The organism is Solilutibacter silvestris (genome assembly GCF_050574925.1).
In the GTDB taxonomy this organism is placed as follows: Bacteria; Pseudomonadota; Gammaproteobacteria; order Xanthomonadales; family Xanthomonadaceae; genus Solilutibacter; species Solilutibacter silvestris_A.
In genome coordinates, this window is the sequence record NZ_JBCMOO010000003.1 from 64570 (window position 1) to 88841 (window position 24272).

At 65.8% G+C, this 24272-nt stretch carries 25 protein-coding genes; 4 read left to right on the plus strand and 21 right to left on the minus strand.

Annotation, left to right across the window (positions count from 1 at the left end):
* Positions 1-4: 4 nt before the first annotated feature.
* The 9 genes from hflX to rlmE form a co-directional block, all read right to left on the minus strand.
* Complete coding sequence (hflX, locus tag ABE093_RS07050; protein ID WP_430760177.1) at positions 5-1306, minus strand: ribosome rescue GTPase HflX; 1302 nt, start codon at positions 1304-1306, stop codon at positions 5-7.
* 11 nt (positions 1307-1317) lie between these two features.
* Positions 1318-1683 carry an RNA chaperone Hfq gene (gene hfq, locus ABE093_RS07055; protein WP_430760178.1) on the minus strand — a complete coding sequence of 122 codons (366 nt, stop codon included), beginning with the start codon at positions 1681-1683 and terminating at the stop codon, positions 1318-1320.
* A gap of 61 nt (positions 1684-1744) precedes the next feature.
* The gene (gene miaA / locus ABE093_RS07060) at positions 1745-2734 is read right to left on the minus strand and encodes a tRNA (adenosine(37)-N6)-dimethylallyltransferase MiaA (RefSeq protein WP_430760179.1); all 990 of its coding nucleotides are present in this window, start codon (positions 2732-2734) and stop codon (positions 1745-1747) included.
* A 20-nt stretch (positions 2735-2754) separates the two neighbouring features.
* Complete coding sequence (locus tag ABE093_RS07065; protein WP_430760180.1) at positions 2755-4188, minus strand: amino acid permease; 1434 nt, start codon at positions 4186-4188, stop codon at positions 2755-2757.
* Positions 4189-4296: 108 nt separating this feature from the next.
* Positions 4297-6759: a TonB-dependent receptor gene (locus ABE093_RS07070; protein WP_430760181.1), complete on the minus strand. Its 2463-nt coding sequence runs from the start codon at positions 6757-6759 to the stop codon at positions 4297-4299.
* Entirely contained in the window at positions 6756-8810 is a 2055-nt protein-coding gene (locus ABE093_RS07075; RefSeq protein WP_430760182.1) for a tetratricopeptide repeat-containing sulfotransferase family protein, read from the minus strand. The genes ABE093_RS07070 and ABE093_RS07075 overlap by 4 nt, the downstream gene beginning before the upstream one ends.
* A gap of 80 nt (positions 8811-8890) precedes the next feature.
* Positions 8891-9790: a dihydropteroate synthase gene (gene folP / locus ABE093_RS07080; RefSeq protein ID WP_430760183.1), complete on the minus strand. Its 900-nt coding sequence runs from the start codon at positions 9788-9790 to the stop codon at positions 8891-8893.
* Between the two features lie 70 nt (positions 9791-9860).
* Positions 9861-11756 carry an ATP-dependent zinc metalloprotease FtsH gene (gene ftsH, locus ABE093_RS07085; RefSeq protein WP_430760184.1) on the minus strand — a complete coding sequence of 632 codons (1896 nt, stop codon included), beginning with the start codon at positions 11754-11756 and terminating at the stop codon, positions 9861-9863.
* Between the two features lie 44 nt (positions 11757-11800).
* Positions 11801-12436 (minus strand): 23S rRNA (uridine(2552)-2'-O)-methyltransferase RlmE, encoded by a 636-nt coding sequence (rlmE, locus tag ABE093_RS07090; RefSeq protein ID WP_430760185.1) that lies wholly within the window; start codon positions 12434-12436, stop codon positions 11801-11803.
* Positions 12437-12515: 79 nt separating this feature from the next.
* Between rlmE and yhbY the strand changes: the two genes are divergently transcribed.
* A complete protein-coding gene (gene yhbY / locus ABE093_RS07095; RefSeq protein WP_430760186.1) occupies positions 12516-12821 on the plus strand; it encodes a ribosome assembly RNA-binding protein YhbY in 306 nt (101 codons plus the stop codon).
* A 16-nt stretch (positions 12822-12837) separates the two neighbouring features.
* On the plus strand, positions 12838-13212 hold the full coding sequence (locus ABE093_RS07100) for an Mth938-like domain-containing protein (RefSeq protein ID WP_430760187.1): 375 nt from the start codon (positions 12838-12840) through the stop codon (positions 13210-13212).
* Position 13213: 1 nt separating this feature from the next.
* On the opposite strand, the gene ABE093_RS07105 is transcribed toward ABE093_RS07100, so the two are convergent.
* Genes ABE093_RS07105 through surE form a run of 4 tightly spaced genes read right to left on the minus strand, consistent with a single transcriptional unit; the run spans position 13214 to position 16144 of the window.
* On the minus strand, positions 13214-14068 hold the full coding sequence (locus ABE093_RS07105) for a peptidoglycan DD-metalloendopeptidase family protein (protein ID WP_430760188.1): 855 nt from the start codon (positions 14066-14068) through the stop codon (positions 13214-13216).
* Entirely contained in the window at positions 14068-14682 is a 615-nt protein-coding gene (locus ABE093_RS07110) for a YqaA family protein (protein WP_430760622.1), read from the minus strand. The genes ABE093_RS07105 and ABE093_RS07110 overlap by 1 nt, the downstream gene beginning before the upstream one ends.
* A 2-nt stretch (positions 14683-14684) precedes the next feature.
* Complete coding sequence (locus ABE093_RS07115; protein ID WP_430760189.1) at positions 14685-15359, minus strand: protein-L-isoaspartate(D-aspartate) O-methyltransferase; 675 nt, start codon at positions 15357-15359, stop codon at positions 14685-14687.
* Positions 15356-16144 (minus strand): 5'/3'-nucleotidase SurE, encoded by a 789-nt coding sequence (gene surE / locus ABE093_RS07120; RefSeq protein ID WP_430760190.1) that lies wholly within the window; start codon positions 16142-16144, stop codon positions 15356-15358. The genes ABE093_RS07115 and surE overlap by 4 nt, the downstream gene beginning before the upstream one ends.
* 75 nt (positions 16145-16219) lie before the next feature.
* Here surE and ABE093_RS07125 point away from each other — a divergent pair, with 75 nt between their 5' ends.
* A complete protein-coding gene (locus tag ABE093_RS07125; RefSeq protein ID WP_430760191.1) occupies positions 16220-16744 on the plus strand; it encodes a Smr/MutS family protein in 525 nt (174 codons plus the stop codon).
* 4 nt (positions 16745-16748) lie between these two features.
* Here ABE093_RS07125 and truD read toward each other — a convergent pair whose 3' ends face one another.
* The 8 genes from truD to ABE093_RS07165 form a co-directional block, all read right to left on the minus strand.
* Entirely contained in the window at positions 16749-17777 is a 1029-nt protein-coding gene (truD, locus tag ABE093_RS07130; RefSeq protein ID WP_430760192.1) for a tRNA pseudouridine(13) synthase TruD, read from the minus strand.
* Complete coding sequence (ispF, locus tag ABE093_RS07135; protein ID WP_430760193.1) at positions 17774-18253, minus strand: 2-C-methyl-D-erythritol 2,4-cyclodiphosphate synthase; 480 nt, start codon at positions 18251-18253, stop codon at positions 17774-17776. The genes truD and ispF overlap by 4 nt, the downstream gene beginning before the upstream one ends.
* Entirely contained in the window at positions 18250-18945 is a 696-nt protein-coding gene (ispD, locus tag ABE093_RS07140) for a 2-C-methyl-D-erythritol 4-phosphate cytidylyltransferase (protein ID WP_430760194.1), read from the minus strand. Before ispD ends, ispF begins: the two co-directional genes overlap by 4 nt.
* A 2-nt stretch (positions 18946-18947) precedes the next feature.
* Positions 18948-19304, minus strand: a complete 357-nt coding sequence (gene ftsB, locus ABE093_RS07145; RefSeq protein ID WP_430760195.1) for a cell division protein FtsB — start codon at positions 19302-19304, stop codon at positions 18948-18950.
* Between the two features lie 2 nt (positions 19305-19306).
* Positions 19307-20611 carry a phosphopyruvate hydratase gene (gene eno, locus ABE093_RS07150; protein ID WP_430760196.1) on the minus strand — a complete coding sequence of 435 codons (1305 nt, stop codon included), beginning with the start codon at positions 20609-20611 and terminating at the stop codon, positions 19307-19309.
* Positions 20612-20639: 28 nt separating this feature from the next.
* The gene (gene kdsA / locus ABE093_RS07155; RefSeq protein WP_430760197.1) at positions 20640-21479 is read right to left on the minus strand and encodes a 3-deoxy-8-phosphooctulonate synthase; all 840 of its coding nucleotides are present in this window, start codon (positions 21477-21479) and stop codon (positions 20640-20642) included.
* Complete coding sequence (locus ABE093_RS07160; RefSeq protein ID WP_430760198.1) at positions 21476-23155, minus strand: CTP synthase; 1680 nt, start codon at positions 23153-23155, stop codon at positions 21476-21478. The genes kdsA and ABE093_RS07160 overlap by 4 nt, the downstream gene beginning before the upstream one ends.
* A gap of 152 nt (positions 23156-23307) precedes the next feature.
* Positions 23308-23823 (minus strand): hypothetical protein, encoded by a 516-nt coding sequence (locus ABE093_RS07165; protein ID WP_430760199.1) that lies wholly within the window; start codon positions 23821-23823, stop codon positions 23308-23310.
* Between the two features lie 191 nt (positions 23824-24014).
* Between ABE093_RS07165 and ABE093_RS07170 the strand changes: the two genes are divergently transcribed.
* Positions 24015-24266 carry an NF038104 family lipoprotein gene (locus ABE093_RS07170; RefSeq protein ID WP_430760200.1) on the plus strand — a complete coding sequence of 84 codons (252 nt, stop codon included), beginning with the start codon at positions 24015-24017 and terminating at the stop codon, positions 24264-24266.
* The last annotated feature ends 6 nt before the right edge of the window (positions 24267-24272 follow it).

A 24272-nucleotide genomic window follows, 5' to 3' on the forward strand; every position in this document is an offset into this window, starting at 1 on the left:
TGTCTCAGATGGGGTCGGGTTCGGGCTCGGGCAAGAGCGGCCGCAGCACCTCGGCGCCACCGGCGGCCATCAGGCGCAACGCTTCGGTCTCCGGCAAATCGATGGCGATGCGCCAACCGGTCTCGTCGTGCGTCTCCGAACGGACCGCATCGAGCGCATGCAGGCGCGCGCGCAGGCGACCCGATTCGGCCGGCAGGTGCAATTCGCCGATCACCCGGCGCATCGCGAAGACATCGCCCAGGGCATCGCGCAGATGATCGAGGCCGATGCGATCGCGCGCCGACAGCCACACCCGCGGGCGCGCATCGGTCGGCACGTCGCGGCGCGCGACCGCGCCTTCGATGCGATCGATCTTGTTGAAGACGAGGATCTGCGGCAGGTCCCCTGCCCCGATCTCGGCGAGCACGGCATCGACCTGGGCGATGCGATCGTCGCGATGCGGATCGGCGGCGTCGATCACGTGCAGCAGCAGGTCGGCCTCGCGCGCTTCGCTCAGGGTCGAACGGAACGCGGCCACCAGATCGTGCGGCAGGTCGCGCACGAAACCGACGGTATCGGCGAGGATCGCCTGGCCGCCTGAAATATCGATGCGGCGCACGGTGGGATCGAGCGTCGCGAACAACTGGTCGGCGGCGTAGGCATCGGCGCCGGTCAGCGCGTTGAACAGCGTCGACTTGCCGGCATTGGTGTAGCCGACCAGGGCGACGCGCGGCAGCTCGCTGCGGGTACGCGCGCGGCGCATCTGGGTGCGCTGCACCTCGACCTTGTCGAGCTTGCGCTGCAATTGCTCCAGCCGCGTCTGCAGCAGGCGGCGGTCGGTTTCCAGCTGGGTTTCACCGGGGCCACGCAGGCCGATCGAACCGCCGCGCTGACGCTCCAGGTGGGTCCAGCCGCGGACCAGGCGCGTCGCCAGGTGCTTCAACTGCGCCAGCTCGACCTGCAACTTGCCTTCGTGCGATTGCGCGCGCTGGGCGAAGATGTCGAGGATCAGGCCGGTGCGATCGATCACGCGCCGTTGCAGCGCGCGCTCGAGATTGCGTTCCTGCACCGGCGACAGCGCGTGGTTGACGAGGACGAGGTCGGCGCCGCTGGCATCCGCGATCGCCTTCAATTCCTCGACCTTGCCCTCGCCGATCAGCGTCGCCGCATTCGGGCGATCGATGCGCGCATTCGCGCTGGCGACGACGGTGGCGCCGGCGGAGCGCGCCAGCTCGACGAACTCCTCCAGCACATCCTCTTCGAGCCGGCTGCCACGGTGCGGTTGCACCAGCAGCGCGTGTTCACCCTTTTCCGAACGTTCGAACAATGCCGCTCCCGTCAGCCGTGATGCGGCGGCTGGTCGTCTTCGTCATCGTCCTCGTAGTCGCCATCCTCGTCGTCTTCGTCATGGTCGTCCGGACCCATGCCACGCGATGGCGAATCCTGCTGGACGTAGGCGCCCGTCGGTCCCACGCGCACGGCGCGCGCCGGCACCACGGTGGAGATCGCGTGCTTGTAGACCATCTGGCTGGTGGTTCCGCGCAGCAGGACCACGAACTGGTCGAACGACTCGATCGTGCCCTGGAGCTTGATGCCGTTGACCAGGTAGATCGACACCGGCACGCGTTCACGCCGCAGGACGTTGAGGAAGGGATCTTGCAGGGATTGCGGCCGCGAGGCCTGGAAATTGCGCTGCTGCTGCATGGGGGAAATCTCTTGGGGAAAAGTCGTTTTCGGCCCGCGTCTTCGGCGCGGTTCAGATAGTTTACCGGAAGCCGGCAAAACGCCCGCCCAACGGTGTTCCGCGCAGGAACAGGGCCAATGCGTCAACGAGCGGCCCGCGCTGGCGTTGCGCATCGAAACGGCGCACGTCCAGTTGCCCGCGCAACCACGTCATCTGGCGCTTGGCGAGCTGGCGGGTGGCGAAGATGGCGCGGTCGCGGAATTGGGCGGCATCGCCCTCGCCATCGAGATATTCCCAGGCCTGGCGATACCCGACCGCGCGGATGGCGGGGAGATCGAGCGGCGCCGGGTGCTCGGCAAGCCGTGGCAATGTGCGCAAAGCCCGCACCTCGTCGAGAAAGCCGCGTTCCAGCATCAGGTCGAAGCGACGCTCGATGCGCGCATGCAATTCCTCGCGCGATTCCGGTACCAGCGCCAGCTTCAGCACCCGCACCGGCCAGCGCGGCGCGTGCAGGTGTTCGGCCTGCCATTGCGTGATCGGCTTGCCGCTGAGACGGAACACTTCCAGCGCGCGCTGGATGCGTTGCGGATCGGTGGCGTGGATGCGCGCCGCGGCTTCGGGATCGACCTGAGCGAGTTCGGCGTGCAGCGCCGGCCAGCCGCGCTGCTCCGCTTCGGCAGCGATCGCCGCGCGCATGTCGGCATCGGCGCCGGGCATCGGCGCCAGTCCGGAAAACAGCGCGTGCGCATAGAGACTGGTGCCGCCGGCCAGGATCGGCAACGCGCCACGTTCGACGATGGCGGTCACGGCGGATTTCGCGTCATCGACAAATTCCGCGACCGAATACGGCTGCCAGGGATCGCGGATGTCGATCAGGTGATGACGAACGCGTTGCTGTTCTTCCCTGCTCGGCTTGGCCGAACCGATATCGAGTCCGCGATAGACCAGCGCGGAATCAATGCTGACGATTTCCCCGTCGACGCGCTCGGCCAGGTCCAGCGCCAGATCGGTCTTGCCCGATCCGGTCGGTCCCAGCAATGCGATCGCGATCGGGCGCGGGTCAGCGCTCATCGTCGCGCCGGCACCATCGCTCAGTCCTTGCGCGCCAGCATGCTGTGGCTGCGCGCATAGACGAAATACACCACGACGCCGATCGCGTTCCAGGTCAGGAACCACAGTTGCGTCTTCTGCGGCAGGCTCCAGAACAGATAGAGACAACCGAGGATGGCGAGCGGTCCGACCAGCCACGCCAGCGGCGTGCGGAAGCTGCGCGGCCGGTTCGGCTCGCGCTTGCGCAGCACCAGCAGGCAGGCGCCGACGGCGATGAAGGCGGCCAGCGTTCCGGCGTTGGCCAGCGCCGCGATTTCATCGAGACGCGCCACGCCCGCGAGTGCGGCCACCAGCACGGCGGTGAAGGCGGTGATCGCGACCGGCGTGCCGGTGCGCGCGTTGACCTTCGACAGTCCGCGCGGCAACAGACCATCGCGCGACATCACGAAGAAGATGCGGCTCTGGCCGTAGAAGAACGCCAGCAGCACCGTCGGCAACGCGATGATCGCGACGACGCCGATCAGGAAGGCGACGGTGCCATGGCCGAGCTCGCGCATGATCAACGCCAGCGGTTCGGCGCTCTTGCCGAACACACCGAAGTTCATCGCGCCGATCGCGGCCAGCGCCACCAGCATGTAGATCACGGTGCAGCCGATCATCGAACCGACGATGCCGATCGAGAGATCGCGCCCGGGATTCTTGGTCTCTTCCGCCGCGGTGGAAATGGCATCGAAACCGTAGAAGGCGAAGAAGATGATCGCCGCCGCCGCCATCACCCCGCGCTCGACGCCATCGGCGCCCATCGATTTCGGGAAGCCATAAGGCATGAACGGGTGCAGGTTATCGGCGTTGAACGCCGGCAACGCCACCGCGACGAAGATCGCCAGCGCGATCAGCTTGAACACCACGAGGAACGCATTGACCGTCGCGCTCTCGCGGGTACCGGCCATCAGCGCGCCGGCGACCACGAAGACGATCAGCACCGCCGGCAGGTTGATCAGGCCACCCGCGTGCGGACCTGCGGCAAGCGCCTTGGGCAAGGCCACGCTCCAGCCCATATTGGTGTGCAGCCAGTCGAGGAAGCCGACGAAGTAGCCCGACCAGCCGACCGCGACCGTGCTGACCACCAGCGAATATTCGAGGATCAGGCTCCAGCCGATGATCCATGCCAGGCCCTCGCCCAGCGCCGCGTAACTGTAGGTGTAGGCACTGCCGGCCGCCGGCATCATCGTCGACAGTTCGGCATACGCAAGCGCCGCGCAGGCGCAGACCACGCCGGCGATCAGGAACGACAGCAACACCGCCGGGCCCGCCTTGTCGGCGCCGACGCCGATCAATGTGTAGATGCCGGTGCCGACGATGGCGCCGATCCCGAGCGCGACCAGATGTGGCCACGACAGGGTCGGGACCAGCTTGCGGCCTTCCTCGTGCTCGGTGATGCGGTTGATGTCCTTGCGACGAAGCAGGCTTTGCATGCGGTAGCGTCCGGTCGTGCGCGCACATGGCGCGAATGACGGAAGCTTAGTCGAAACCCCACGAAAAAGCCGGCCGACGCATTGGCCGGCCGGCTTGCGCATTGCCCGTCAGAACTTCTGCGAGAAGCGGATGCCCATCGTGCGCGGGCGAATCGGCGTGGAATAGATCGAACCGGGGACCGACGGATCAGCGCCGCACACCGACTCGAGGCATTCCAGGCCGCGCTTGGTGATGCCGCGCGAATCGGTGAGGTTGGCGATATAGGCTTCGATGTTCCACTTGTCGCCACCGAGGCCGGCGGACAGGTCGAAGGTCGTGTAGGCCTTCATCTTGCCCTTGGTGTCTTCCTCGCTCGTTCGCAAATCGGAATTGCGTTCGCCGACATGCGCGACCACGCCCTGGACATAGGCGTTGTATTTGCCAACCTCGAATGCGTAACGGCCAACCAGGTTGCCCTTGAACTTCGGCGCGAACGGCAGCGTCGAGCCCTTGGGCGCCAGCAGATCGACCCCCGAACAACTCGACACCACGCTGCCATCCGCGGCCAGCCTGCAATAGTTCTGGGTCAGGCGCGGCTTGTAGGCCCCGATCGAACCGGAGAGCGTGAACCGGTTCGTCGCCGCCCACGTCAGCTCCATTTCGGTGCCGTCGATCTGCGCCTGGTTGGCGTTGCGGATTTCCGTCAGGCCGTTCAAGCCGAGGAAGGAGAACTGGAAGTCCTTCCAGCGTTGCGAGAAGACCGCGCCATTGAAACGCAGTCGATTGTTCATCCACGACGTCTTCCAGCCCAGCTCGTAGTTGGTCAGCGTGTCGGCGAGATAGAACGCGTTCTTGTCGCTCACCGCGCGGCGATTGACCCCGCCCGGACGATACCCCTGCGACCAGGTGGCATAGATCATCTTGTCCTTGTCGAAGTGGTAGGTCAGGTTGGCACGCCCGAGGTTGCCGCTTTCGCGCACGCTCTTGTTGAAATCGCTGCAGGGCGCACCCTTGTAACCCGGCCATTTGCTGCGGTCCGTCCCGTACAGCGCCTGGCACTTGGCCTCGCCCTTTTCCGGATTGCCGGAATAGCCGAGTGCGTAGCCGAAGAAGCCCTGCAAGCCGTTGTGGGCCCGGTAATGACGAATGCCGGCGGTGGCAGTCAGGCTGCTGGTGATATCAAAAGACGCTTCGCCGAACACCGCTTCGTCGTGATCGCGGCGATCCTGCCGCGTCAGCCAGATGGTGCCGGGCCAACCCGCCACCGAGATGCTGTCGGCGATGCCGTCGATGCGATAGCGCTGCAGGATGTCGTGCGTCTGCGTCTGCAGGAACAGGCCACCGACCACGCGGAAGCGGTTTTCCTCCGGCGAGGCGATGCGCAATTCATGGCTGGTCTTGCCGTAGCCGTCGCGCGCCTGGATGTACTGCGACGGATTCACCAGGGAACCGTCGTTGGCATACCAGTAGGCGCCATAGGCGTGCAGCGTGTCGTACCAGAAGCTGTAATCGTTGTAGTCGGATGCGGATTCGACCGTGCGCTTGAGGTGCGCATAGGCATAGGTGAGGTCGAAATTGCCGATCTTGCCCTGCACCGTCAGCGCAGCCTGCCACCAGCGGTCGTCCGACCATTCCGGCTTGAAGTGCCCGACCTTCAAATCGCCGATCGCCGGATCGAATGCAAAGATCCCGTTGGTCTTCTGGCGCTGTCCCATCAGCGTCGGGGTGACGCTCCAGCCGCCATCGAGATCGATCTTCAGCGCGGCGCGGGCACCGGTGCTGCGCGAATCGTTGTAGTTCTTGCGCACCAGTGCAGAGTTGTCGCTGGTGGTTCCGGAAGACGGATAGGTCCGGGTCTGGTGGACGTTGTCGATGTATCCGGCATCGGTCTTGTCCCAGCCCACCAGGCGGATCGCCGCGCGCTTGCCCAGCGGGATGTTGATGAAGCCTTCCGCCACGTGGCCCATTCCACCATGCGAAACGGAGTTCACTTCCAGCCCGTAACCCGCTTCGAAACCGTTCGGGTCGGGCTTGTTGGTGATGATGCGCAACGTACCCGATTCCGAACTGGCGCCGTACAAGGTGCCCTGCGGTCCCGACAGCGCCTCGACGCGGGCGACGTCGTAGATGTGGATGTCGAGCGGGCCGGTGATGGTGGTGATCGGCTCTTCGTCGAGATAGATGCCGACGCTGGGCAGCGAGCCGGAATGGTTGGCGTTGTCACCGCTGACCACGCCGCGCATGTATGGCTTATTGAAGCCGGGCCCATCGTTCTGGAACGATATCGACGGGATCAGCTTGGCGTAATCCTCGAACTTGTTGACGTGCAGCTCTTCCAGTTTCTGCTGGCCCAGCACCTGGATGCTGATCGGCACCTTCTGCATGTTCTCGCGGCGCTTCTGCGCGGTCACCACCACTTCGCCCAGTGACGGCGAATCGCTCTTCTTCTTTTCGCTGCTGGTGGATGGCTGCGTGCTCTGCTCTGCCTGCTGTGCATGGGCCGCCGGGAGACAGGCCAGGGCAATGGCCACCGCCAATGGCAACCTGACAGGCTGGTAACGGGCACGACGCTCACGACTTGTGGATTTCATGCAGTCTTTCCTTGGTGGGCGATGCTGGAGCCGCCGGAAAACGCCGGCACGTCGGGGTACATCGAAAGCACATCCCCCAGCGCGGCCTTGAGCGGGCCGAGCCAGGGTTCGTAATGACGCCAGTGGTCGACGCCGTCGCGATAGATCGGCTGGCGCACCTGTTCCGAACTGGCGGTGCGCACCGCGCGGCGATTCTCGAAGAAGCGCAGGCAACCCTCCTCGAACGGCAGGCCGCAATAAGCAAGTAGCGCGCGCACCTGCGCCTCGGTGTCGTCGACCATGTCCTCGTAGAACACGCGATGCACGCGTCCGGGCAGGACATCATCGAAATGCGCCATCAACTCGACGTAGTCGCGGTAATAGCGACCGACGTCATCGAGACTGTAGGTAAAGGACTGACCGCGCGCGAACTGCTGCTTGAAGCCGGAAAATCCGCAGGCCAGCGGATGACGGCGCGCGTCGATGATGCGCGCGTTCGGCAGCATCAGGTGGATCAGGCCGACGTGCAGCCAGTTGTTGGGCATCTTGTCGATGAAGAACGGCGCGCCGTCCTTGCGCTGCACGCGCGTGCGTTCGAGGTACTGATGCCCGAGCTCGGCGACGCCATCGCGGTCCAGCGAGGCCAGCAAGGCGTGGTACGGCGTCTGGCCATCGGGATCGCTGCGCTTGCGCAACTGGTGCGTCAGCGCCAGCACTTCCGGCAACTCCATCGTGCCTTCCACCTGGCTGTGGCTGGAGAGGATCTGTTCGATCAGCGTCGAACCGGAACGCGGCAAGCCGACGATGAAGACCGGATCGGGATCGGGCGCACCCCAGCCTTCGCGTTCCCGGAAGAACTCACGGGTGAACACCCGTTTCGCCAACTCCACCCGCGTGCTGACCTCGCCGGCATCGTAGGGAATCATGCGCTTGCGCAAGGCATTGCCGCGCGCGTAGTGGCCGAACGATGCCTCGTATTCGCGGGCGTCTTCGCGCGCCTTGCCAGCGGCGAATTCGAAATGCAGGCGGTCTTCATCGCCCAGGGATGCATCAGCGAGGCGCGCGTCGATCTCGGCGAGATCCGCCGCCTCGAACCGGAACGTCTTGAGGTTGGCCAGGCTCCACCACGCTTCGCCAAAAGTGGGTTGCAACGTCGCGCTGCGCCGATAGGCCTCCACCGCTTCCGATTGCTGTCCCGCCGTCTTCAGCGCATGGCCATAGCTCAACCAGATTTTCGTCTGGGTCGGGAATTCCGCCACGATGTCGCGATAGAGGGCGATCGCTTCCGGGTAGTCGCCCAGGCGCGACAGCATCACCGCCTTGAGGTTGCGATTGGCCGGGCTGCGCGGATCGTCCGCCATCAACCGTTCGACTTCGACCATGGTGGCTTCGGTCTGGTTGGCGCGATGCAGGACCTGCACCAGGTTCTGGCGTGCTTCCTGGAATCCCGGCGCGAGTTCGAGGCAGCGACGCAGCAACGCTTCGGCATCGCCGTATTCGCCCAGGCGCGCGGCGACTTCGGCCAGCATGCGGATCGCCGCGACATCGGTCGGGGCCTCCTTCAATCGTCCACGCAGCAGCGCTTCCGCCGTCGGGATCTCGTCGCGCGCCAGCGCATCGGCGGCCTGCAACAAGGCAGGTTCCTTGCCCGAATGGCGAACGTGTTCGAGGTAGGCGGCGGCCGCGCCGGGATCGCCCTGTGCGGCCAATGCATCGGCGAGCATCAGCCACATGGCGGCCGGCGGCGTTCGCGTCGCCGCCATCTTGCGCAGCTGCGTCGCCGCGTCTCCATGCTGGCCGAGCGCCATCAATGCCTGGGCATGGTCGAACTGGATCTGGAGGATTTGCGGATAGCGGCCATGCAAGGCACGCAGATGCCCCTCGGCCTCCTGCCACTGTCCCTGCCCTGCGAGCGCCCTTGCCAGGATGTGCTCGGCGGCCGGATGCGCTCCGACCGCCGCGATGATCTCCCGGGCCTGCCGTTCGGCAAGCGGCGGCGACTCCGCGAGCAGTCGTGCCGCATGCGCGAGCGCGACTTCCAGTGTCCCGGACGATTCGGTGCTGGCCTGCATCGAAACAGCGGTTCCCCAAGTGCCAGCACCCGACGTTACGCTTTTGTTAAAGCCCCGACAAGCGGGTCAGGACCCCGGGATCAGGCGTCGTCCGGCCAGACGATTTCCGGCTTCTGCGCCGCGGCACGCGGCATCGGTACTGCGGCGACGGCTTCCCATACCTTCAGTGCGTCGACGGTCATGGCCACGTCGTGGACGCGGACGATCCTGGCGCCGCGCTGTGCCGCGACCAGGTGCGCGGCGACCGAGCCGGCCACCCGATCGTCCGGGGCATCGCGCCCGGTCAGGGCGCCGATGCTTTTCTTGCGCGAGATGCCGGCCAGCACCGGAACGCCGAGTTCGGTGAAGCGCTGCAGTTGCGCCAGCAATTGCAGGTTGTGCTCGAGCGTCTTGCCGAAGCCGAAACCGACGTCGACGACGATGTTCTTCCTGGAGATCCCCGCCATTTCCGCAACGAAAATGCGTTCGGCGAGGAAACGATGGACATCGGCGACCACGTCGTCGTAGCGCGGATCGTCCTGCATCGAACGCGGCTCGCCCAGCATGTGCATCAACACCACGGGCACGCCAAGTTCCGCCGCGGCATCGAGCGCGCCTTGGCGACGCAGCGCATAGACGTCGTTGATCATCCCGGCGCCGGCGGCGACCGCCGCGCGCATCACCTCCGGTTTCGACGTATCGATGCTGATCGGGATCGCGACCTGTTTCGCCAGCGCCGCGATCACCGGGACCACGCGCCGCAACTCCTCTTCAACCGGGACATCCTCGGCACCCGGACGCGTCGATTCGCCGCCGATATCGAGGATGTCCGCGCCCTCTTCCGCCAGTTTCAGTCCGTGGGCGATGGCGGCATCGGCAGTGTCGTGGCGACCGCCATCGGAAAACGAATCGGGCGTGACGTTGACAATGCCCATCACGCGCGCGCGATCGAGTTTCAGGATGCGTCCGGCGCAGTCGAGCTGGGGCGTGGTATCGAACATTCCGGTCGACAAAAAAGAAAAGGCCAGACGCGAGTCTGGCCTTTCGATCATCTGCTGGCAATGCGCGGAATCAGGTCTGTTCCGCGGGACCGCCGATCGCCGACGCCGGCTTGGTCGAATCGCCGCCCTTGCCGCCATCGATGCGACCGCCCTTGTCGACCCAGCCCGCCGGCGGGTTCGGGGTGCGGCCTTCCATGATCGCCTTGACCTGTTCCGAATCGATGGTTTCCCATTCCATCAGCGCGGCCGTCATCGCCTCGACGCGGTCGCGCTTCTCTTCCAGGATCCTGCGCGCGACGCCGTATTGCTCGTCGAGGATGCGACGGATCTCGGCATCGACCTTCTGCTGCGTTGCCTCGGAAATCGTCTTGTTGTGGACACCGAAGCCGGCATCGTCGTCGGCGTAGACCATGGTGCCGAGCGCGTCGGACATGCCGTACTTCGTCACCATCCCGCGCGCCAGCTTGGTCGCGCGTTCGAAGTCGTTGGACGCGCCGGTCGACATCTGGCCGACGAAGATCTCCTCGGCGATGCGGCCACCGAACAGGATCGAGATCTCCTCCAGCATCTTGTCCTTGTAATGGCTGATCTGGTCGTGTTCCGGCAGCTGCCAAGTCACGCCCAGCGCCCAGCCGCGCGGCATGATCGTCACCTTGTGCACCGGGTCGGCCTTGGGCAGCGACATCGCCACCACCGCATGGCCCGACTCGTGGAACGCCGTGGCGCGGCGTTCGTCGTCGCGCATCACCATGCTGCGACGTTCCGGACCCATGTAGATCTTGTCCTTGGCGTCCTCGAAATCCTGCATCTCCACCTGCTGCTTGTTGCGGCGGGCGGCGAACAGCGCGGCTTCGTTGACCAGGTTGGCGAGATCGGCACCGGAGAACCCGGGCGTACCGCGCGCCAGCACTTCCGGGCGCACGTCATTGCCCAGCGGCACCTTGCGCATGTGCACGCGCAGGATCTGCTCGCGGCCCTTGATGTCGGGCAGGCCAACCATCACCTGGCGGTCGAAGCGACCCGGACGCAGCAGCGCCTTGTCGAGCACGTCGGGGCGGTTGGTCGCGGCGATCACGATCACGCCTTCGCCGCCCTCGAAACCGTCCATCTCGACCAGCATCTGGTTGAGCGTCTGTTCGCGCTCGTCGTGGCCACCGCCCATGCCGGAACCGCGATGGCGGCCGACGGCGTCGATTTCGTCGATGAAGATGATGCACGGCGCGCTCTTCTTCGCCTGCTCGAACATGTCGCGCACGCGGCTGGCGCCGACGCCGACGAACATCTCGACGAAGTCGGAACCGGAAATGCTGAAGAACGGCACGCGCGCCTCGCCGGCGATGGCCTTGGCCAGCAGCGTCTTGCCGGTCCCCGGGGGACCGACCATCAACACGCCACGCGGGATCTTGCCGCCCAGCTTCTGGAACCTGGAGGGATCGCGCAGGAATTCGACCAGTTCGGACACTTCCTCCTTGGCCTCGTCGCAACCGGCGACATCGGCGAAGGTGACCTTGGTCTGGTCCTCGTTGAGCAGGCGTGCGCGCGACTTGCCGAACGACATGGCGCCCTTGCCGCCCTGCTGCATCTGCTTCATCAGGTAGAACCAGATGCCGACGAACAGCGCCAGCGGCAGCACGTTCACCAGCAACGCGATCAGCAGGCCACGGCCGTTCGACGGCGCTTCCTGCTTGATCTCGACCTTGTGGTTCAGGAGGTCGTTGATCAGGTCCTTGTCTTCCGGCTTCTGGGTCGTGAACTTGGTGGAGTCCTTGCCCTCGGCGGTGATGGTGGAACCGTCATCGCTGATCGCGACCTTGGCGATCTTGTCCGCCTGCACCTGCTGCACGAACTGGTCGTAGGTGAGCGGGCGCGCGGTATCGCCGAACTTCGAGCTGAAGCCCTGGAACAGGACCATGACGACGATCAGCACTGCGGCCCACAGCAGGAGGTTTTTGACCAGGTTGTTCATTCGGATCCGATTCTCCGCGCGGTCACCCGCGCCGTTTTGGCACTCTACACCCTGGCTTGCGCGCGCCGTCCTTGCGCCAGGGCATACACTTCATTGGAACGGCGACGCGAGGCCGCCGGCTTGCGGATGGACACCTTGTCGTAACGCTTGCGCACATCGCGTACGTACTCGTCGAAGCCCACGCCCTGGAACAGCTTGATCAGGAAATCGCCACCGACCCGCAGGTGGGCGTCCGCGAATTCCATCGCCAGCTCCGCCAGATGCATGGCCCGCGCCTGGTCCACCGCATCCACACCACTCATATTGGGGGCCATGTCGGACAGGACAAGGTCGACCTCGGCACCGTTCAGCATGGTCACCAGTTGGGATAAGACGCTGTCTTCCCTGAAATCGCCATGAAGGAACTCGACCCCGGCCAGTCCCGGCATGTCGAGGATGTCGGTGGCGATCACCCGGCCGCTGTCGCCCAGGGCCTGGCGGGCCCACTGCGACCAGCCGCCCGGCGCCGCGCCGAGATCGACCACGACCATGCCCGGCCTGAGCAGGCGGTCGCGCTCGACCAGTTCCTCGAGCTTGAACGCCGCGCGCGAACGCAGGCCCTCGGCCTGCGCGCGTTTGACGTAGGGATCGGAAAAATGTTCTTTCAGCCAGCGTTGGCTGCTTTTGCTGCGCGTGGCCATGTCAGAAGTCGAGCTGTGTGGCCGGGCCGGTCCAGCCGTCATGATACCGTGTCGGTTCCCCAAGACCGTTCGCGACTGCATGTCACCCGCCCTCACCCCGGCCCAGATCCGTTTCCTGCGCGGCCAGGCCCATGACCTGAAACCCTTGCTGCAACTGGGCGCGAAGGGGCTGACCCCGGCCTTCGTGACCGAACTGTCCGCCGGACTGGAACAGCACGAACTGGTGAAGGTGAAGGTCGGCGGCGAAGACCGCGAAGCGCGCGACGCGGTGATCGCCGAACTGGTCGCCGGCACCGACAGCACCCTGGTGCAGCGGATTGGCCACGTGGCGATCCTCTATCGCCCCTCGCAGGACAAGCGCCGGATCGTCCTGCCCCGCGCCTGACTGGGCTGAGCTCCTGATGGAACTCGTCCAGGAACGTCCCGATTTCGAATACGTGTTGCGCGGCGCCGATGGCGGCCGCGTGCTGGTGAACGCGCTTGCGCTGACCTCCAGCTGCATCGTCGCCCCGAACGCGCTCGTCACCGATTGGCCGGTCACGACCGTGGCCGAGCTCGACGACGCGGCACTCGCCGCCCTCTTCGATCTCCAGCCCGACGTGATCCTGCTCGGCACCGGCGAACGCCAGGCGTTTCCGCCAGCACGCGTCATGGCCACGGTGCTGCAGCGTGGCATCGGCCTGGAACCGATGGCGAACGCCGCCTGCGCGCGCACCTACAACGTGCTGGCCGGCGAAGGCCGCAAGGTGGTCGCGGCGTTCGTGCTTCCCGGCTGAATTACTTCTTCGGCAGGTACAGCTGCGGATCGACCGGCTTGCCGTCGAATCGGATCTCGAAATGCAGCATGTCGCGCGGCGCGGCGGTACGCCCCATCTCGGCGATCTGCTGGCCGGCGCTCACGCGCTGGCCCTCGGTGACCATGCGCTTGCGGTTGTGTCCGTAAGCCGACAGCCATTCGTTGTTGTGCTTGATGATGATCAGTTCGCCGTAACCGACCAGTCCGGCGCCGGAATACACCACCACGCCATCGGACGCGGCACGCACCGACTGCCCGGCGCTGCCCGCGATGTCGAGGCCCTGTCGCGTTGGTTCACCCGCCTGATAGGTGCTGATGACCTGTCCATCGGCGGGCCAGCGCCACGCCAGGTTGCCTGCGGTTGGGCGCGTGGTCACGGCCGGTGGCGGCGTCGGGGTGGATGACGACGGCGAAGGCGCAGACGGGCGCGGCGCCGGAACGACCACGGCAGTGGTGCTCGGCGGCGGTGGCGGTGCCTTGCCGTTGCGCGGATACAGGCGCACACGCTGGCCGGGATGGATGGTGTACGGCGGCGGGATGTCGTTCCACAGCGCGAGGTCCAGCGGCGTGATGCCGTTGGTGGTGGCGATGTGATAGACGGTGTCGCCCTTCTGCACTTCGTAGGTCGCGCCGTATTTCGGCGTCGAGACTTTCTGCGTCGTTGTGGATGCCTGCGATGCCGGCGGCATCGGCGAACCCGTCGTGCGTGCCGGCGTCGGCGCGCGATTCGAGGGGTATTCGACCACGCGTGCGGTGGTGCAGGCAGCCAGTGCCGCAGTCGCGGCCGCAGCGGCCAGCAGGCGCGTGGACATCATGGAAAGTCGCGGCTTGGTCATCAGGCGCCTCGCGATTTGAAATAGAGATAGGCGATCAGGATCGCCAGCATTGCCGTCGCGATCCAGCCGATCGGTTCGATCCAGCGATGCAGCGCGCGCTCGGCGCGCTCACCACCGATACGGATCGCCGCCGCGAGCAGGAACACGCGCTTGCCACGACCGACGAACATCGCCAGCAGGTATTGCAGCCATGGCACCCCGACGATTCCCGAGGCCCAGGTGAAGACCTTCATCGGGATCGGCATGAAACCGCCCAGCACCAGGAACCAGAACACACCCCAAGGGGATTCCGCCATCTTGGCGTGGATGGTGGCGATGCCGGCGTCGATCTTGTCGACCATGTGCAATTCGGCGAGCAGCGGCTTCACCAGTTCCCAGGCGTGGTGACCGAGCCAGTAGCCGATCACCGCGCCGATCATCGATCCCGCCAGGCTGAGCGTGGCGTAGCGGAATGCGCGCTGCGGCTTCGCCAGCATCATCGGCGCCAGCATGATCTCGGGCATGATCGGGAAGAACACCGCCTCGGCGACGCTCAGCACGAACAACAACCACGGCGCATGCGGACTGCCGGCCCAGCGGATCGCGCGCTCGTAGAGCGGTGCGAACAATTTCAACTTCATCCGTCGATCACTCCGGCCAGCAGCGGCACGAATACCACCGGTTCCAGCATGTCCTGCCGCAACTGACCGTCTTCTTCACGGCGCACGCGCAACAGGGTTTGCCCCACCGGCGCGACCAGGGTTCCACCGACGGCGAGCTGATCCAGCAAGGCCGGCTCCAGCGCAGCCGCGCCAGCCGTCACCACGATGGCGTCGAACGGACCATGCTCGGCCCAACCAGCGCGACCGTCGTCGTGCTTGCTGCGCACGTTGTAGCCGAGGCCGCGCAGCACTTTGCGCGCACCGCGCAACAGCGCACCGATGCGCTCGACCGTATGCACCTGCAATCCCAACGAAGCGAGGATCGCGGCCTGGTAACCCGAGCCGGTGCCGATCTCCAGCACTTTCTTTGGCGGTGTCGGTGTATCGAGGACCAGCTCGGTCATGCGCGCCACCACCCACGGCTGCGAGATGGTCTGGCCGTGACCGATTGGGAATGCGCTGTCCTCGTAGGCGCGTTGCGCCAGCGCTTCGTCCATGAAGACATGGCGCGGCACGTTGCGGATCGCGGCCAGCACCTGTTCGTTGCGGATGCCCTGCTCGCGCAGGCGCTCGATCAGGCGATCGCGCACGCGTTGCGAGGTCATGCCAATGCCGGCGGTACCGGGATCGAGGCGCAGTCGCGCGATCATGCCGCCGGTTGCTCCCCGTGCTGGTCCAATCGGGTCACCCATTGCGCGACCTGCTCGAGCGCGCTGTAACGGGTGAGATCGACATGGATCGGCGTGATCGACGCCGCGCCGCGATGGATGGCGTCGAAATCGGTGCCGGGGCCGGCGTCCTGTTCGCTGCCGGCGGGCCCGATCCACCAGAACTCGCGACCGCGCGGATCCGGCGCGGGGATGCAGCTTTCGGCGCGATGGCGGTTGCCGAGGCGCGTCGCCTCGAAACCACGCAGTTCCGACCACGGCAGGTCGGGTACGTTGACGTTGAGGATGGTGTCGGCCGGCAACGGATCGTGCGCGAGCCGCGCAACGATCTCCACCGCGGCGCGTGCGGCGGTGTCGAAATGCTTCGGCGCATGGTCGCGGGCGACGCAGGATACCGCGACGGCCGGCAAGCCGAGGAAGCGCCCTTCCATCGCCGCGGAAACGGTGCCGGAATAGATGACGTCGTCGCCGAGATTGGCGGCATTGTTGATGCCGGACACGACGATGTCGGGCTCGCGCTGGCCGGCGAACATCCCGGTGAGGGCGAGATGCACGCAATCGGTCGGTGTGCCATGCACGCGCCAGGTGCGCTCATCCAGCTGGACGACGCGGATCGGCATGTCCAGGGTCAGCGAATTGCTGGCGCCGCTGCGGTCGCGATCGGGCGCCACCACCATCACCTCGTGCCCGGCCCCGCGCAACGCCGCCGCCAGGGCTGCGATGCCCGGCGCGTCCACACCATCGTCGTTGCTGACCAGGATCCGCATGCGTCTTCCGTTCTAAAGCGCCATGATAACGAATCATCCACGAATCTTCGCCCGACTCTGCCGTACTCTTGTGGCATGGCCGAACCAGACGACGATTCCGAGCTGTTCCGATCCGCGATCGGCCCGGTGCGGCAGATCGCCGCGAAGCCGGAAGCGCCCCGCAAGCCGGCGCCACCGGCGCGGGCCGGCATGCGCGAGGCCGACGAACGCGCGGCCTGGTCGGAATTCCGCCACGCCATGCACGATCCCTTGCTCGATCCCGGTGACGTCTCCAGCTATCGCCGCGACGAAGTGCCGCCGCGCGTGCTGGCGCGCCTGAAGAATGGCGAATATGCCGCGCGCGATGAGCTCGATCTCCACGGCCTCACCGTCGCGGTGGCCGAGTCGCTGCTGCGCGAATTCCTGCGCGACGCCATCGCCGCCGGCACCGGCTGCGTGCGCATCATCCACGGCAAGGGTCGCAATTCCGAAGGTCTTCCGGTGATCAAGAACCTGGTCGACCGCATGTTGCGCCATCGCGCCGACGTCCTCGCCTTCCACTCTGCCCCGCCCGCGCAAGGCGGTACCGGTGCGGTGTTGGTGCTGCTGAAACACCGTTGATGCATCAACGCATTGCGTCGGTGATATCGCCCAGTTCGGCCAACACGGAAGTGGCATAACTGCCCGGCGGTAGTTCGAACGCGAACTCCAGTGCATCGTCGTGCAACCACTGCCATTGCAGGTTCGTCGCCCGCAGGCGCAGGGCGCGACGTTCCTGCTTCATCGCGGCGCGCTCGAGACCATCGCGCAGGGCCTGGGCATCGTCACCAACCAGCGCTTCGGTTTCCAGTGCGAGCACGGCTTCGCTGGTGCGCAGTGCACCGCGACCCCACATCGGTCCGGTCGGGTCGATGTCGAACGTGGCGACACGTTCGCGAATGCGGTCGTCCAGCGGTTCCGGCCCGAACACGCTGTGGCTGCCGGCGAGCATGAAGACATCGCCTTCCAGCGCGGCATTCCAGTTGCCGTCACGCACGCGCTGCGCCAGCACGCGATTGAACAGTTCGGAACGCGCCGCCGACAACAGCATCGAGCGTTCCTCGCGCTTCACCCGACGCCCCGCGAACATCGCCAGCGCCTGCGCCACGTTGTCACCGAAGCGACCGAAACGCTGTTCGCCGAAATAGTTGGGGACGCCTCGCGCGGCGATCGCGCCCAGGCGTTCCTCGACCGCGGCGCGATCGCCGACGATTTCACGCAACACCAGGCGGAAACGGTTTCCGGCGAGTGCGCCGCGCGGCAATTTGCGCGAATGGCGATGCGCCTCGATCACGCGCAGGGCTTCGCTGCCCAGTGTCGATGGATCGGGATCCTCACGCCCCGGCAGCCATACGCTCAGGCGCTGCCGCGTCACCGCGTGGCGATCCTTCAGGCCGGCATGGCCGATCGCCGATTCCGGCACGCCTGCCCATGCCGCGATTCGCCGCACCGCTTCGGCAGTGGTGAGGCCGCGTTTCTCGATGGTCAGCAGCAGGTGTTCCCCCGCGCCACTGGCTTCGAAGGCATCGATCTCGTCGACGCGAAAATCTTCCGGGGCGATGCGCGTGCGCGCCGACAGCACGGACTCGCCGTGCGCGCGCAGCAGTTCCGTCATTCCCGCACCAGCAGGCACACCGCTTCCGCCGCGATGCCTTCCTCGCGACCGGTGAAGCCCAGTTTCTCGGTGGTGGTGGCCTTGATGCTGATCGCGTCGACATCGACCTTGCACGCCGCGGCGACGGTTTCGCGCATCGCCTGCGCATGCGGCCCGACCTTGGGACGCTCGCACAGCAGGGTGATATCGGCATTGCCGAGTTTCCAGCCACGCTCGACGGCCATGGCGATGCAGGCTTCGAGGAAACGCAGGCTGTCGGCGTCCTTCCAGCGCGCGTCCAACGGCGGGAAATGCCTGCCGATGTCGCCCAGCGCCAGCGCGCCGAGAATGGCATCGCACAAGGCGTGCAGCACCACGTCGCCATCGCTGTGCGCGACGACGCCGCGCACGTGCGGAACCCGCACGCCACCGAGCATCACGTGGTCGCCGTCGCCGAAGGCGTGGACATCGAAACCGTGGCCGATGCGAATGCTCATCCACGCCGTCCCAACAGGAATTCGAAACGCGCGAGATCGGCCGGCGTGGTGATCTTGAGGTTGTCCTCGCGTCCCTCGACCAGCAACGGATGTACGCCTTGCATCTCCATCGCCATGGCCTCGTCGGTAATCGCCTCGCCGGCATCGCGCACTGCGCGCAACGCCGACGACAACGCGCCGCGCGCGAACATCTGCGGCGTGAACGCACGCCACAGGCCTTCGCGTGGTTCGGTCGCGGCGATCGAACGCCCCTCGCCCGCACGCTTCAGGGTATCGCGCACCGGTGCGCCGAGGATGCCGCCCTGTCGCGGATGCGCGCGTACTGCCGCGATCAGCACGTCGAGATCGGACGGCGCGAGATTGGGACGCGCCGCATCGTGGACCAGCACCAGGTCATCCGCGCCGACATCGGCGGGCAAACGCTCGAGCCCGGACAGCACCGAAGCCGCGCGGCTGTCGCCGCCGACCGCGGTGAGAATCGGCTTTCCATGTGCATCGTTGGCGCCCGGCCAGTGCGGATCGCCCGCCGCGAGCACCACCACCACGCCGGCGATCAGCGGATGACCGAGCAACGCATCCAGTGTATGGCGCAGGATGCTGCGGCCGCCGACTTCCAGATACTGCTTCGGCACGACACCGCCGAAACGCTGTCCGGTACCCGCAGCGGGCACCACGCACCAATGACGCTCCATGTTCATTGCTGGCCTTGTGGTTGTTTTGCCTGGTCCTGTTTCTTTGCCTGCGCGGCGTTGGGATCGTTCACCACGCGATAGAAGGTTTCGCCCGGCTTGACCATGCCGAGCTCGTTGCGCGCGCGCTCTTCGATCGCCGCGCCACCCGATGCCGGATCCTTGAGGTCGTGCACTTCCGCGGCCAGCGCATCGTTGCGCTGCTGGCGGGTGGCGTTGTCGCTGACCTGTGCCTCGACGCGATGCTCGAGCACCACCACGTCGCGATGGCCGCCGCGCCCGAACCACCAGCGGTACTGCAGCCAGGCCAGCAGGCCCAGCAACAGCACCACTGCGATGAAAACGGCGCGGCGGTCGTTCATCCTCAACGCTTCAGCGAGACGAAGGCGTCGCGGCCGGCGTAGCGTGCGGCCTTGCCGAGCTGCTCTTCGATGCGCAGCAGCTGGTTGTACTTGGCGACGCGATCGGAGCGGCACAGCGAGCCGGTCTTGATCTGCGTGGCCGTGGTCGCGACGGCGATGTCGGCGATCGTGGTGTCTTCGGTTTCACCCGAGCGATGCGAGACGATCGCGGCGTACTTCGCATGATCGGCCATGGCGATCGCTTCCAGCGTTTCCGACAGCGTGCCGATCTGGTTGACCTTGATCAGGATCGCGTTGGCGACCTGCCGCTCGATGCCCTGCTTGAAGATGCGCGGATTGGTGACGAAGAGATCGTCGCCAACCAACTGGATCTTCTTGCCGAGGCGATCGGTCAGGAGCTTCCAGCCATCCCAGTCGTCCTCGGCCATGCCGTCCTCGATGGTGATGATCGGATACTCCGCGCACCAGCCTGCGAGGAAATCGGTGAACTGTTCCGAGGTCAGGCGCTTGCCCTCGCCGGTCAGGTTGTACTTGCCGTCCTTGTGGAACTCGCTGCTGGCGACATCGAGGCCGAGCAGGATGTCGTCGCCGGCGCCGTAACCGGCCTTGCCGATCGCCTCGAGGATGACGTCGAGCGCTTCGACGTTGCTGCGCAGGTCCGGCGCGAAACCGCCTTCGTCGCCGACCGCGGTCGACAGGCCCTTGCCCTTCAGCACCGACTTCAGCGCATGGAACACTTCGGTACCGGCGCGCAATGCCTCCGAGAAGCTGTCCATGCCCACCGGCAGGATCATGAATTCCTGCAGGTCGACGTTGTTGTCGGCATGGGCGCCGCCATTGATGATGTTCATCATCGGCACCGGCAGCGTCGGCTGCCAGCCGGCCGGATGTTCGCTGATGTCGGCGATGTGCTGCCACAGCGGCTTGCGTTGCGATGCCGCCACCGCGTGCGCGACCGCCATCGACACGCCAAGCAGGGCGTTGGCGCCGAGGCGGCCCTTGTTCTCGGTACCGTCAAGATCGATCAGGCGCTGGTCGATCGCGCGCTGGTCGCCGGAGTCCATGCCCTTCAGCGCATCGGCGATCGTGCCGTTGACGTTGTCGACCGCCTTGCGCACGCCCTTGCCGAGATAGCGCGCCTTGTCGCCATCGCGCAGTTCGACCGCTTCCTTGGTGCCGGTCGAGGCGCCGGACGGCACCGCCGCGCGACCGAAACTGCCGTCGGAGAGCGTGACGTCGGCTTCAAGGGTGGGATTGCCGCGACTGTCGAGGATTTCGCGGGCGTGGACGGAAGCAATCGTGGTCATGTCGATTCGAGTAGGAAGTAAGTAGGAATTATTCGGTGACGCTGGCTTCGAGGAAACCGTTGCGCTTGGTGATCGCATCGAGCTCTTTCATCGTTTCCAGCAACGCGCGCATCTTGTCGAGCGGCCACGCATTCGGGCCATCGCTGAGCGCCTTCGACGGGTCGGGATGGGTTTCCATGAAGACGCCGGCAACGCCGACCGACACCGCCGCACGCGCCAGCACCGGCACGAATTCGCGCTGGCCGCCGGAGCTGCTGCCCTGCCCACCCGGCAACTGCACCGAGTGCGTCGCGTCGAACACCACCGGGCAATCGGTATTGCGCATCACCGCCAGCGAACGCATGTCGGAGACGAGATTGTTGTAGCCGAACGACGCGCCGCGCTCGCAGACCATGATCTGCTGGTTGCCGGTCGCCTTGGCCTTCTCGACCACCGGCTTCATGTCCCACGGCGACAGGAACTGGCCCTTCTTGATGTTGACCGGCTTGCCGGCTTCGCAGACCTTGCGGATGAAATCGGTCTGGCGGACCAGGAACGCCGGCGTCTGCAGTACGTCGACCACCGACGCCACTTCGTCCATCGGTGTGTATTCGTGGACGTCGGTCAGCACCGGCACGCCGAGCTGGCGCTTCACTTCCGCCAGCACCTTCAGGCCCTCTTCCATGCCCGGACCGCGGAAGCTGTGCAGCGAGGTGCGGTTGGCCTTGTCGAAGCTCGACTTGAAGATGAAGGGGATGCCGAGTTCGCCGGTGATTTCCTTGAGCTTACCGGCTGTGTCGACCTGCAGCTGCATCGATTCGACCACGCACGGCCCGGCGATCAGGAACAACGGCTGGTCGAGGCCGACTTCGAAACCACACAACTTCATGCTGCTTCCTCCAACAACTTGCCGCCGTGGCGCTGTTCGCGCGCGGCACGAATGAATCCGACGAACAGCGGATGGCCGCTGCGTGGCGTCGACAGGAATTCCGGGTGCGCCTGGCAGGCGACGAACCACGGATGGTTCGGCCATTCGATCATCTCGACCAGGGTGTCGTCCGCGGATTTCGCCGAGAACACCAGGCCGACGTCTTCCAGCGGCGCACGATAGTGATTGTTGAATTCGTAACGATGGCGATGACGCTCGCCAACCACGTCCTTGCCGTACAGCGCGTGCGCGCGCGTGCCCGGCTTGATCCGCTGATCCTGCAAGCCCAGGCGCATGGTGCCGCCAAGGTCGCTCTCTTCGTTGCGACGCTCGACATCGCCGGAGGACGTGCGCCATTCGGTGATCAGGCCAATCACCGGATGCTTTGAAGTCCTGTCGTTCTCGGTGCTGTTGGCGCCTTCAAGCCCGGCGAGGTGACGCGCGGCGTCGACCACCGCGGCCTGCATGCCGTAGCAGATGCCGAAATACGGAATGCCGTGTTCGCGCGCGTGCTTGGCCGAGAGCACCTTGCCTTCGAAACCGCGATCACCAAACCCGCCCGGTACCAGGATGCCGTCGAGGCCGGCGAGCGCCTTGTCGGCGCCGTCGCGCTCAACATCTTCGGATTCCAGCCACTTCAGGTTGACCTTGGTGCGCTGGCGGATGCCGCCGTGCTTGAGCGCCTCGCCCACCGACTTGTAGGCGTCCTTGTGGTCGACGTACTTGCCGACGATGCCGATAGTGACTTCGTCGATCGGATGTTCGCTGGCATCCACCACCGCGTTCCACGCCGAGAGATCGGCCGCTTTCGCCTTCGAGCCCAGGCGCATCTGGTCGACCACGATCTGGTCGAGATCCTGATTGTGCAGCCATGCCGGAATCTTGTGGATGTTGTCGAGATCGATCGCCGAGATCACCGCGTGCTCGGGCACGTTGGTGAACAGCGCGATCTTGCGGCGCTCGCCGTCCGGCAACGGCTGTTCGCTGCGGCAGATCAGGACATCGGGCTGGATGCCGATGGTGCGCAGGTCCTTCACCGAATGCTGGGTCGGCTTGGTCTTGAGCTCACCGGCCGCGGCGATGTACGGCACCAGCGTCAGGTGGATGAACATCGCGTTGTGGGCGCCGCGCTCGATGCGGATCTGGCGGATCGCCTCGAGGAAGGGCAACGATTCGATGTCGCCGACGGTGCCGCCGATTTCCACCAGCGCCACGTCGTAACCGGCGGTCGCCTCGTCGATGCGCGCCTTGATCTCGTCGGTGATGTGCGGGATCACCTGCACGGTGCCGCCGAGATAGTCGCCGCGGCGTTCCTTGCGGATCACGCTGTCGTAGATCTTGCCCGTGGTGATCGAGTTCTTGCCCGACAGGCGCGTGTTGACGAAGCGCTCGTAATGGCCGAGATCGAGGTCGGTTTCGGCGCCGTCGTCGGTGACGTAGACCTCGCCATGCTGGAACGGCGACATCGTGCCCGGATCCACGTTGATGTAGGGATCGAGCTTCATCATGGTGACGCTGAGGCCGCGGGCTTCGAGGATCGCTGCGAGCGAGGCGGCGGCAATGCCCTTGCCGAGCGAAGAGACCACGCCTCCGGTGACGAAAATCAGGGGCGTAGGGGCAGCAGCGGGGGCTGTCATGACGGAGTCGTCTCGCTGGAAAGCCACATTCTACTGGCAAGCCCGGGTTGACGCGAATCACCGGGCGGAAACCCCGCAAAACGAAGCCCCGCCGAAGCGGGGCCTCGCGGCAGGAACCGGCCACTGCGCCGTGGCCGGTCCGTTGCGCCTGGTTACTGCGTCTTCGAGCTCTGTGCCTGCGTCGGATGGGCGTGGTGGCCGCGATGACGACCGTTCGCCTTCACCTTGGCCTCGCCCTTGCCCTCGGCACTGGCGTTGACACCGCCATTGCCAAGCCCGGCATCGATCTTCGCGCCACCCGACGCTGAAGCATCGGTCGACTGCACGGCCTGCGCCGCACCGGAAGCGGTCCCGGACGCCGCGGCGCCCATCTGGTTTGCGGCCTGGCCAGCCGTGTTCACCGCGCCCTGCGCAGTGTCGTGCACGCCATGCGCCACGCCGCTTACGGTCTGTCCCGCAGCCTGGCCGACGCCACCGACGGCATGGCCAATTCCATTGGCGACCCCGTTGGCGGAAGCACCACCTTGTGCACCGACGCCAGCACCGACCGGGCCGGCTTGCACGCCACCGCGTACCGCGCCGCCCACGCTGACCTGTGCAAATGCCGCCGGCGCCATCAACACGGCGCCCACTGCAATCGTCGCAATCCGGATCTTGTTCGCATTCATTGGATTCACCTCGGTTTCTTCTGTTCGGGAGGGGAGAAAAGAAGTTGGACCACTGCTCAGCGGCAGCACCCGCACAGTGCTTCGACGCGCGCAACCTCCACTGAACCGCGAGGCGATCCGTTCATGCTGCGATGACATCTTGTTCAGGTGCGTGGCAGGTTCATTCGCAGGGAGCACGTATCATCAAGACCATGAAGAACATCCAACGCACACTGATGATCCTGGCGATCATGCTGATGGCGATGAGCCTGCAGGGCTGCCTCACTTCGGTGGTGACGGCCCCGGTCAAGGTCGTCTACGGCGCCGGCAAACTCGCGGTCAAGGGCACTGCCGCCGCCGTGCGCGCGGTCGTCCCCGATGGCGACGACAAGAAGAAAGAGGACAAGCAGTCCGACTCCGACCGCAAGGAACAGCAGCCCGAGCAGCCGCAAACCACGCCCTGACGCCTG

Coding starts and splice junctions, on each gene's coding strand:
- ABE093_RS07100 (WP_430760187.1), top strand. CDS start 12,838: ATGGAACTCGTCCAGGAACGTCCCGATTTCGAATACGTGTTGCGCGGC.
- hfq (WP_430760178.1), bottom strand. CDS start 1,683: ATGCAGCAGCAGCGCAATTTCCAGGCCTCGCGGCCGCAATCCCTGCAA.
- rlmE (WP_430760185.1), bottom strand. CDS start 12,436: ATGGCCACGCGCAGCAAAAGCAGCCAACGCTGGCTGAAAGAACATTTT.
- ABE093_RS07065 (WP_430760180.1), bottom strand. CDS start 4,188: ATGCAAAGCCTGCTTCGTCGCAAGGACATCAACCGCATCACCGAGCAC.
- ispF (WP_430760193.1), bottom strand. CDS start 18,253: ATGAGCATTCGCATCGGCCACGGTTTCGATGTCCACGCCTTCGGCGAC.
- surE (WP_430760190.1), bottom strand. CDS start 16,144: ATGCGGATCCTGGTCAGCAACGACGATGGTGTGGACGCGCCGGGCATC.
- ABE093_RS07160 (WP_430760198.1), bottom strand. CDS start 23,155: ATGACAGCCCCCGCTGCTGCCCCTACGCCCCTGATTTTCGTCACCGGA.
- kdsA (WP_430760197.1), bottom strand. CDS start 21,479: ATGAAGTTGTGTGGTTTCGAAGTCGGCCTCGACCAGCCGTTGTTCCTG.
- truD (WP_430760192.1), bottom strand. CDS start 17,777: ATGACGGAACTGCTGCGCGCGCACGGCGAGTCCGTGCTGTCGGCGCGC.
- ftsH (WP_430760184.1), bottom strand. CDS start 11,756: ATGAACAACCTGGTCAAAAACCTCCTGCTGTGGGCCGCAGTGCTGATC.
- miaA (WP_430760179.1), bottom strand. CDS start 2,734: ATGAGCGCTGACCCGCGCCCGATCGCGATCGCATTGCTGGGACCGACC.
- ABE093_RS07125 (WP_430760191.1), top strand. CDS start 16,220: ATGGCCGAACCAGACGACGATTCCGAGCTGTTCCGATCCGCGATCGGC.
- folP (WP_430760183.1), bottom strand. CDS start 9,790: ATGTTCGATACCACGCCCCAGCTCGACTGCGCCGGACGCATCCTGAAA.
- ABE093_RS07070 (WP_430760181.1), bottom strand. CDS start 6,759: ATGAAATCCACAAGTCGTGAGCGTCGTGCCCGTTACCAGCCTGTCAGG.
- ABE093_RS07165 (WP_430760199.1), bottom strand. CDS start 23,823: ATGAATGCGAACAAGATCCGGATTGCGACGATTGCAGTGGGCGCCGTG.
- ABE093_RS07170 (WP_430760200.1), top strand. CDS start 24,015: ATGAAGAACATCCAACGCACACTGATGATCCTGGCGATCATGCTGATG.
- ispD (WP_430760194.1), bottom strand. CDS start 18,945: ATGGAGCGTCATTGGTGCGTGGTGCCCGCTGCGGGTACCGGACAGCGT.
- ABE093_RS07115 (WP_430760189.1), bottom strand. CDS start 15,359: ATGATCGCGCGACTGCGCCTCGATCCCGGTACCGCCGGCATTGGCATG.
- ABE093_RS07075 (WP_430760182.1), bottom strand. CDS start 8,810: ATGCAGGCCAGCACCGAATCGTCCGGGACACTGGAAGTCGCGCTCGCG.
- eno (WP_430760196.1), bottom strand. CDS start 20,611: ATGACCACGATTGCTTCCGTCCACGCCCGCGAAATCCTCGACAGTCGC.
- ftsB (WP_430760195.1), bottom strand. CDS start 19,304: ATGAACGACCGCCGCGCCGTTTTCATCGCAGTGGTGCTGTTGCTGGGC.
- ABE093_RS07105 (WP_430760188.1), bottom strand. CDS start 14,068: ATGACCAAGCCGCGACTTTCCATGATGTCCACGCGCCTGCTGGCCGCT.
- yhbY (WP_430760186.1), top strand. CDS start 12,516: ATGTCACCCGCCCTCACCCCGGCCCAGATCCGTTTCCTGCGCGGCCAG.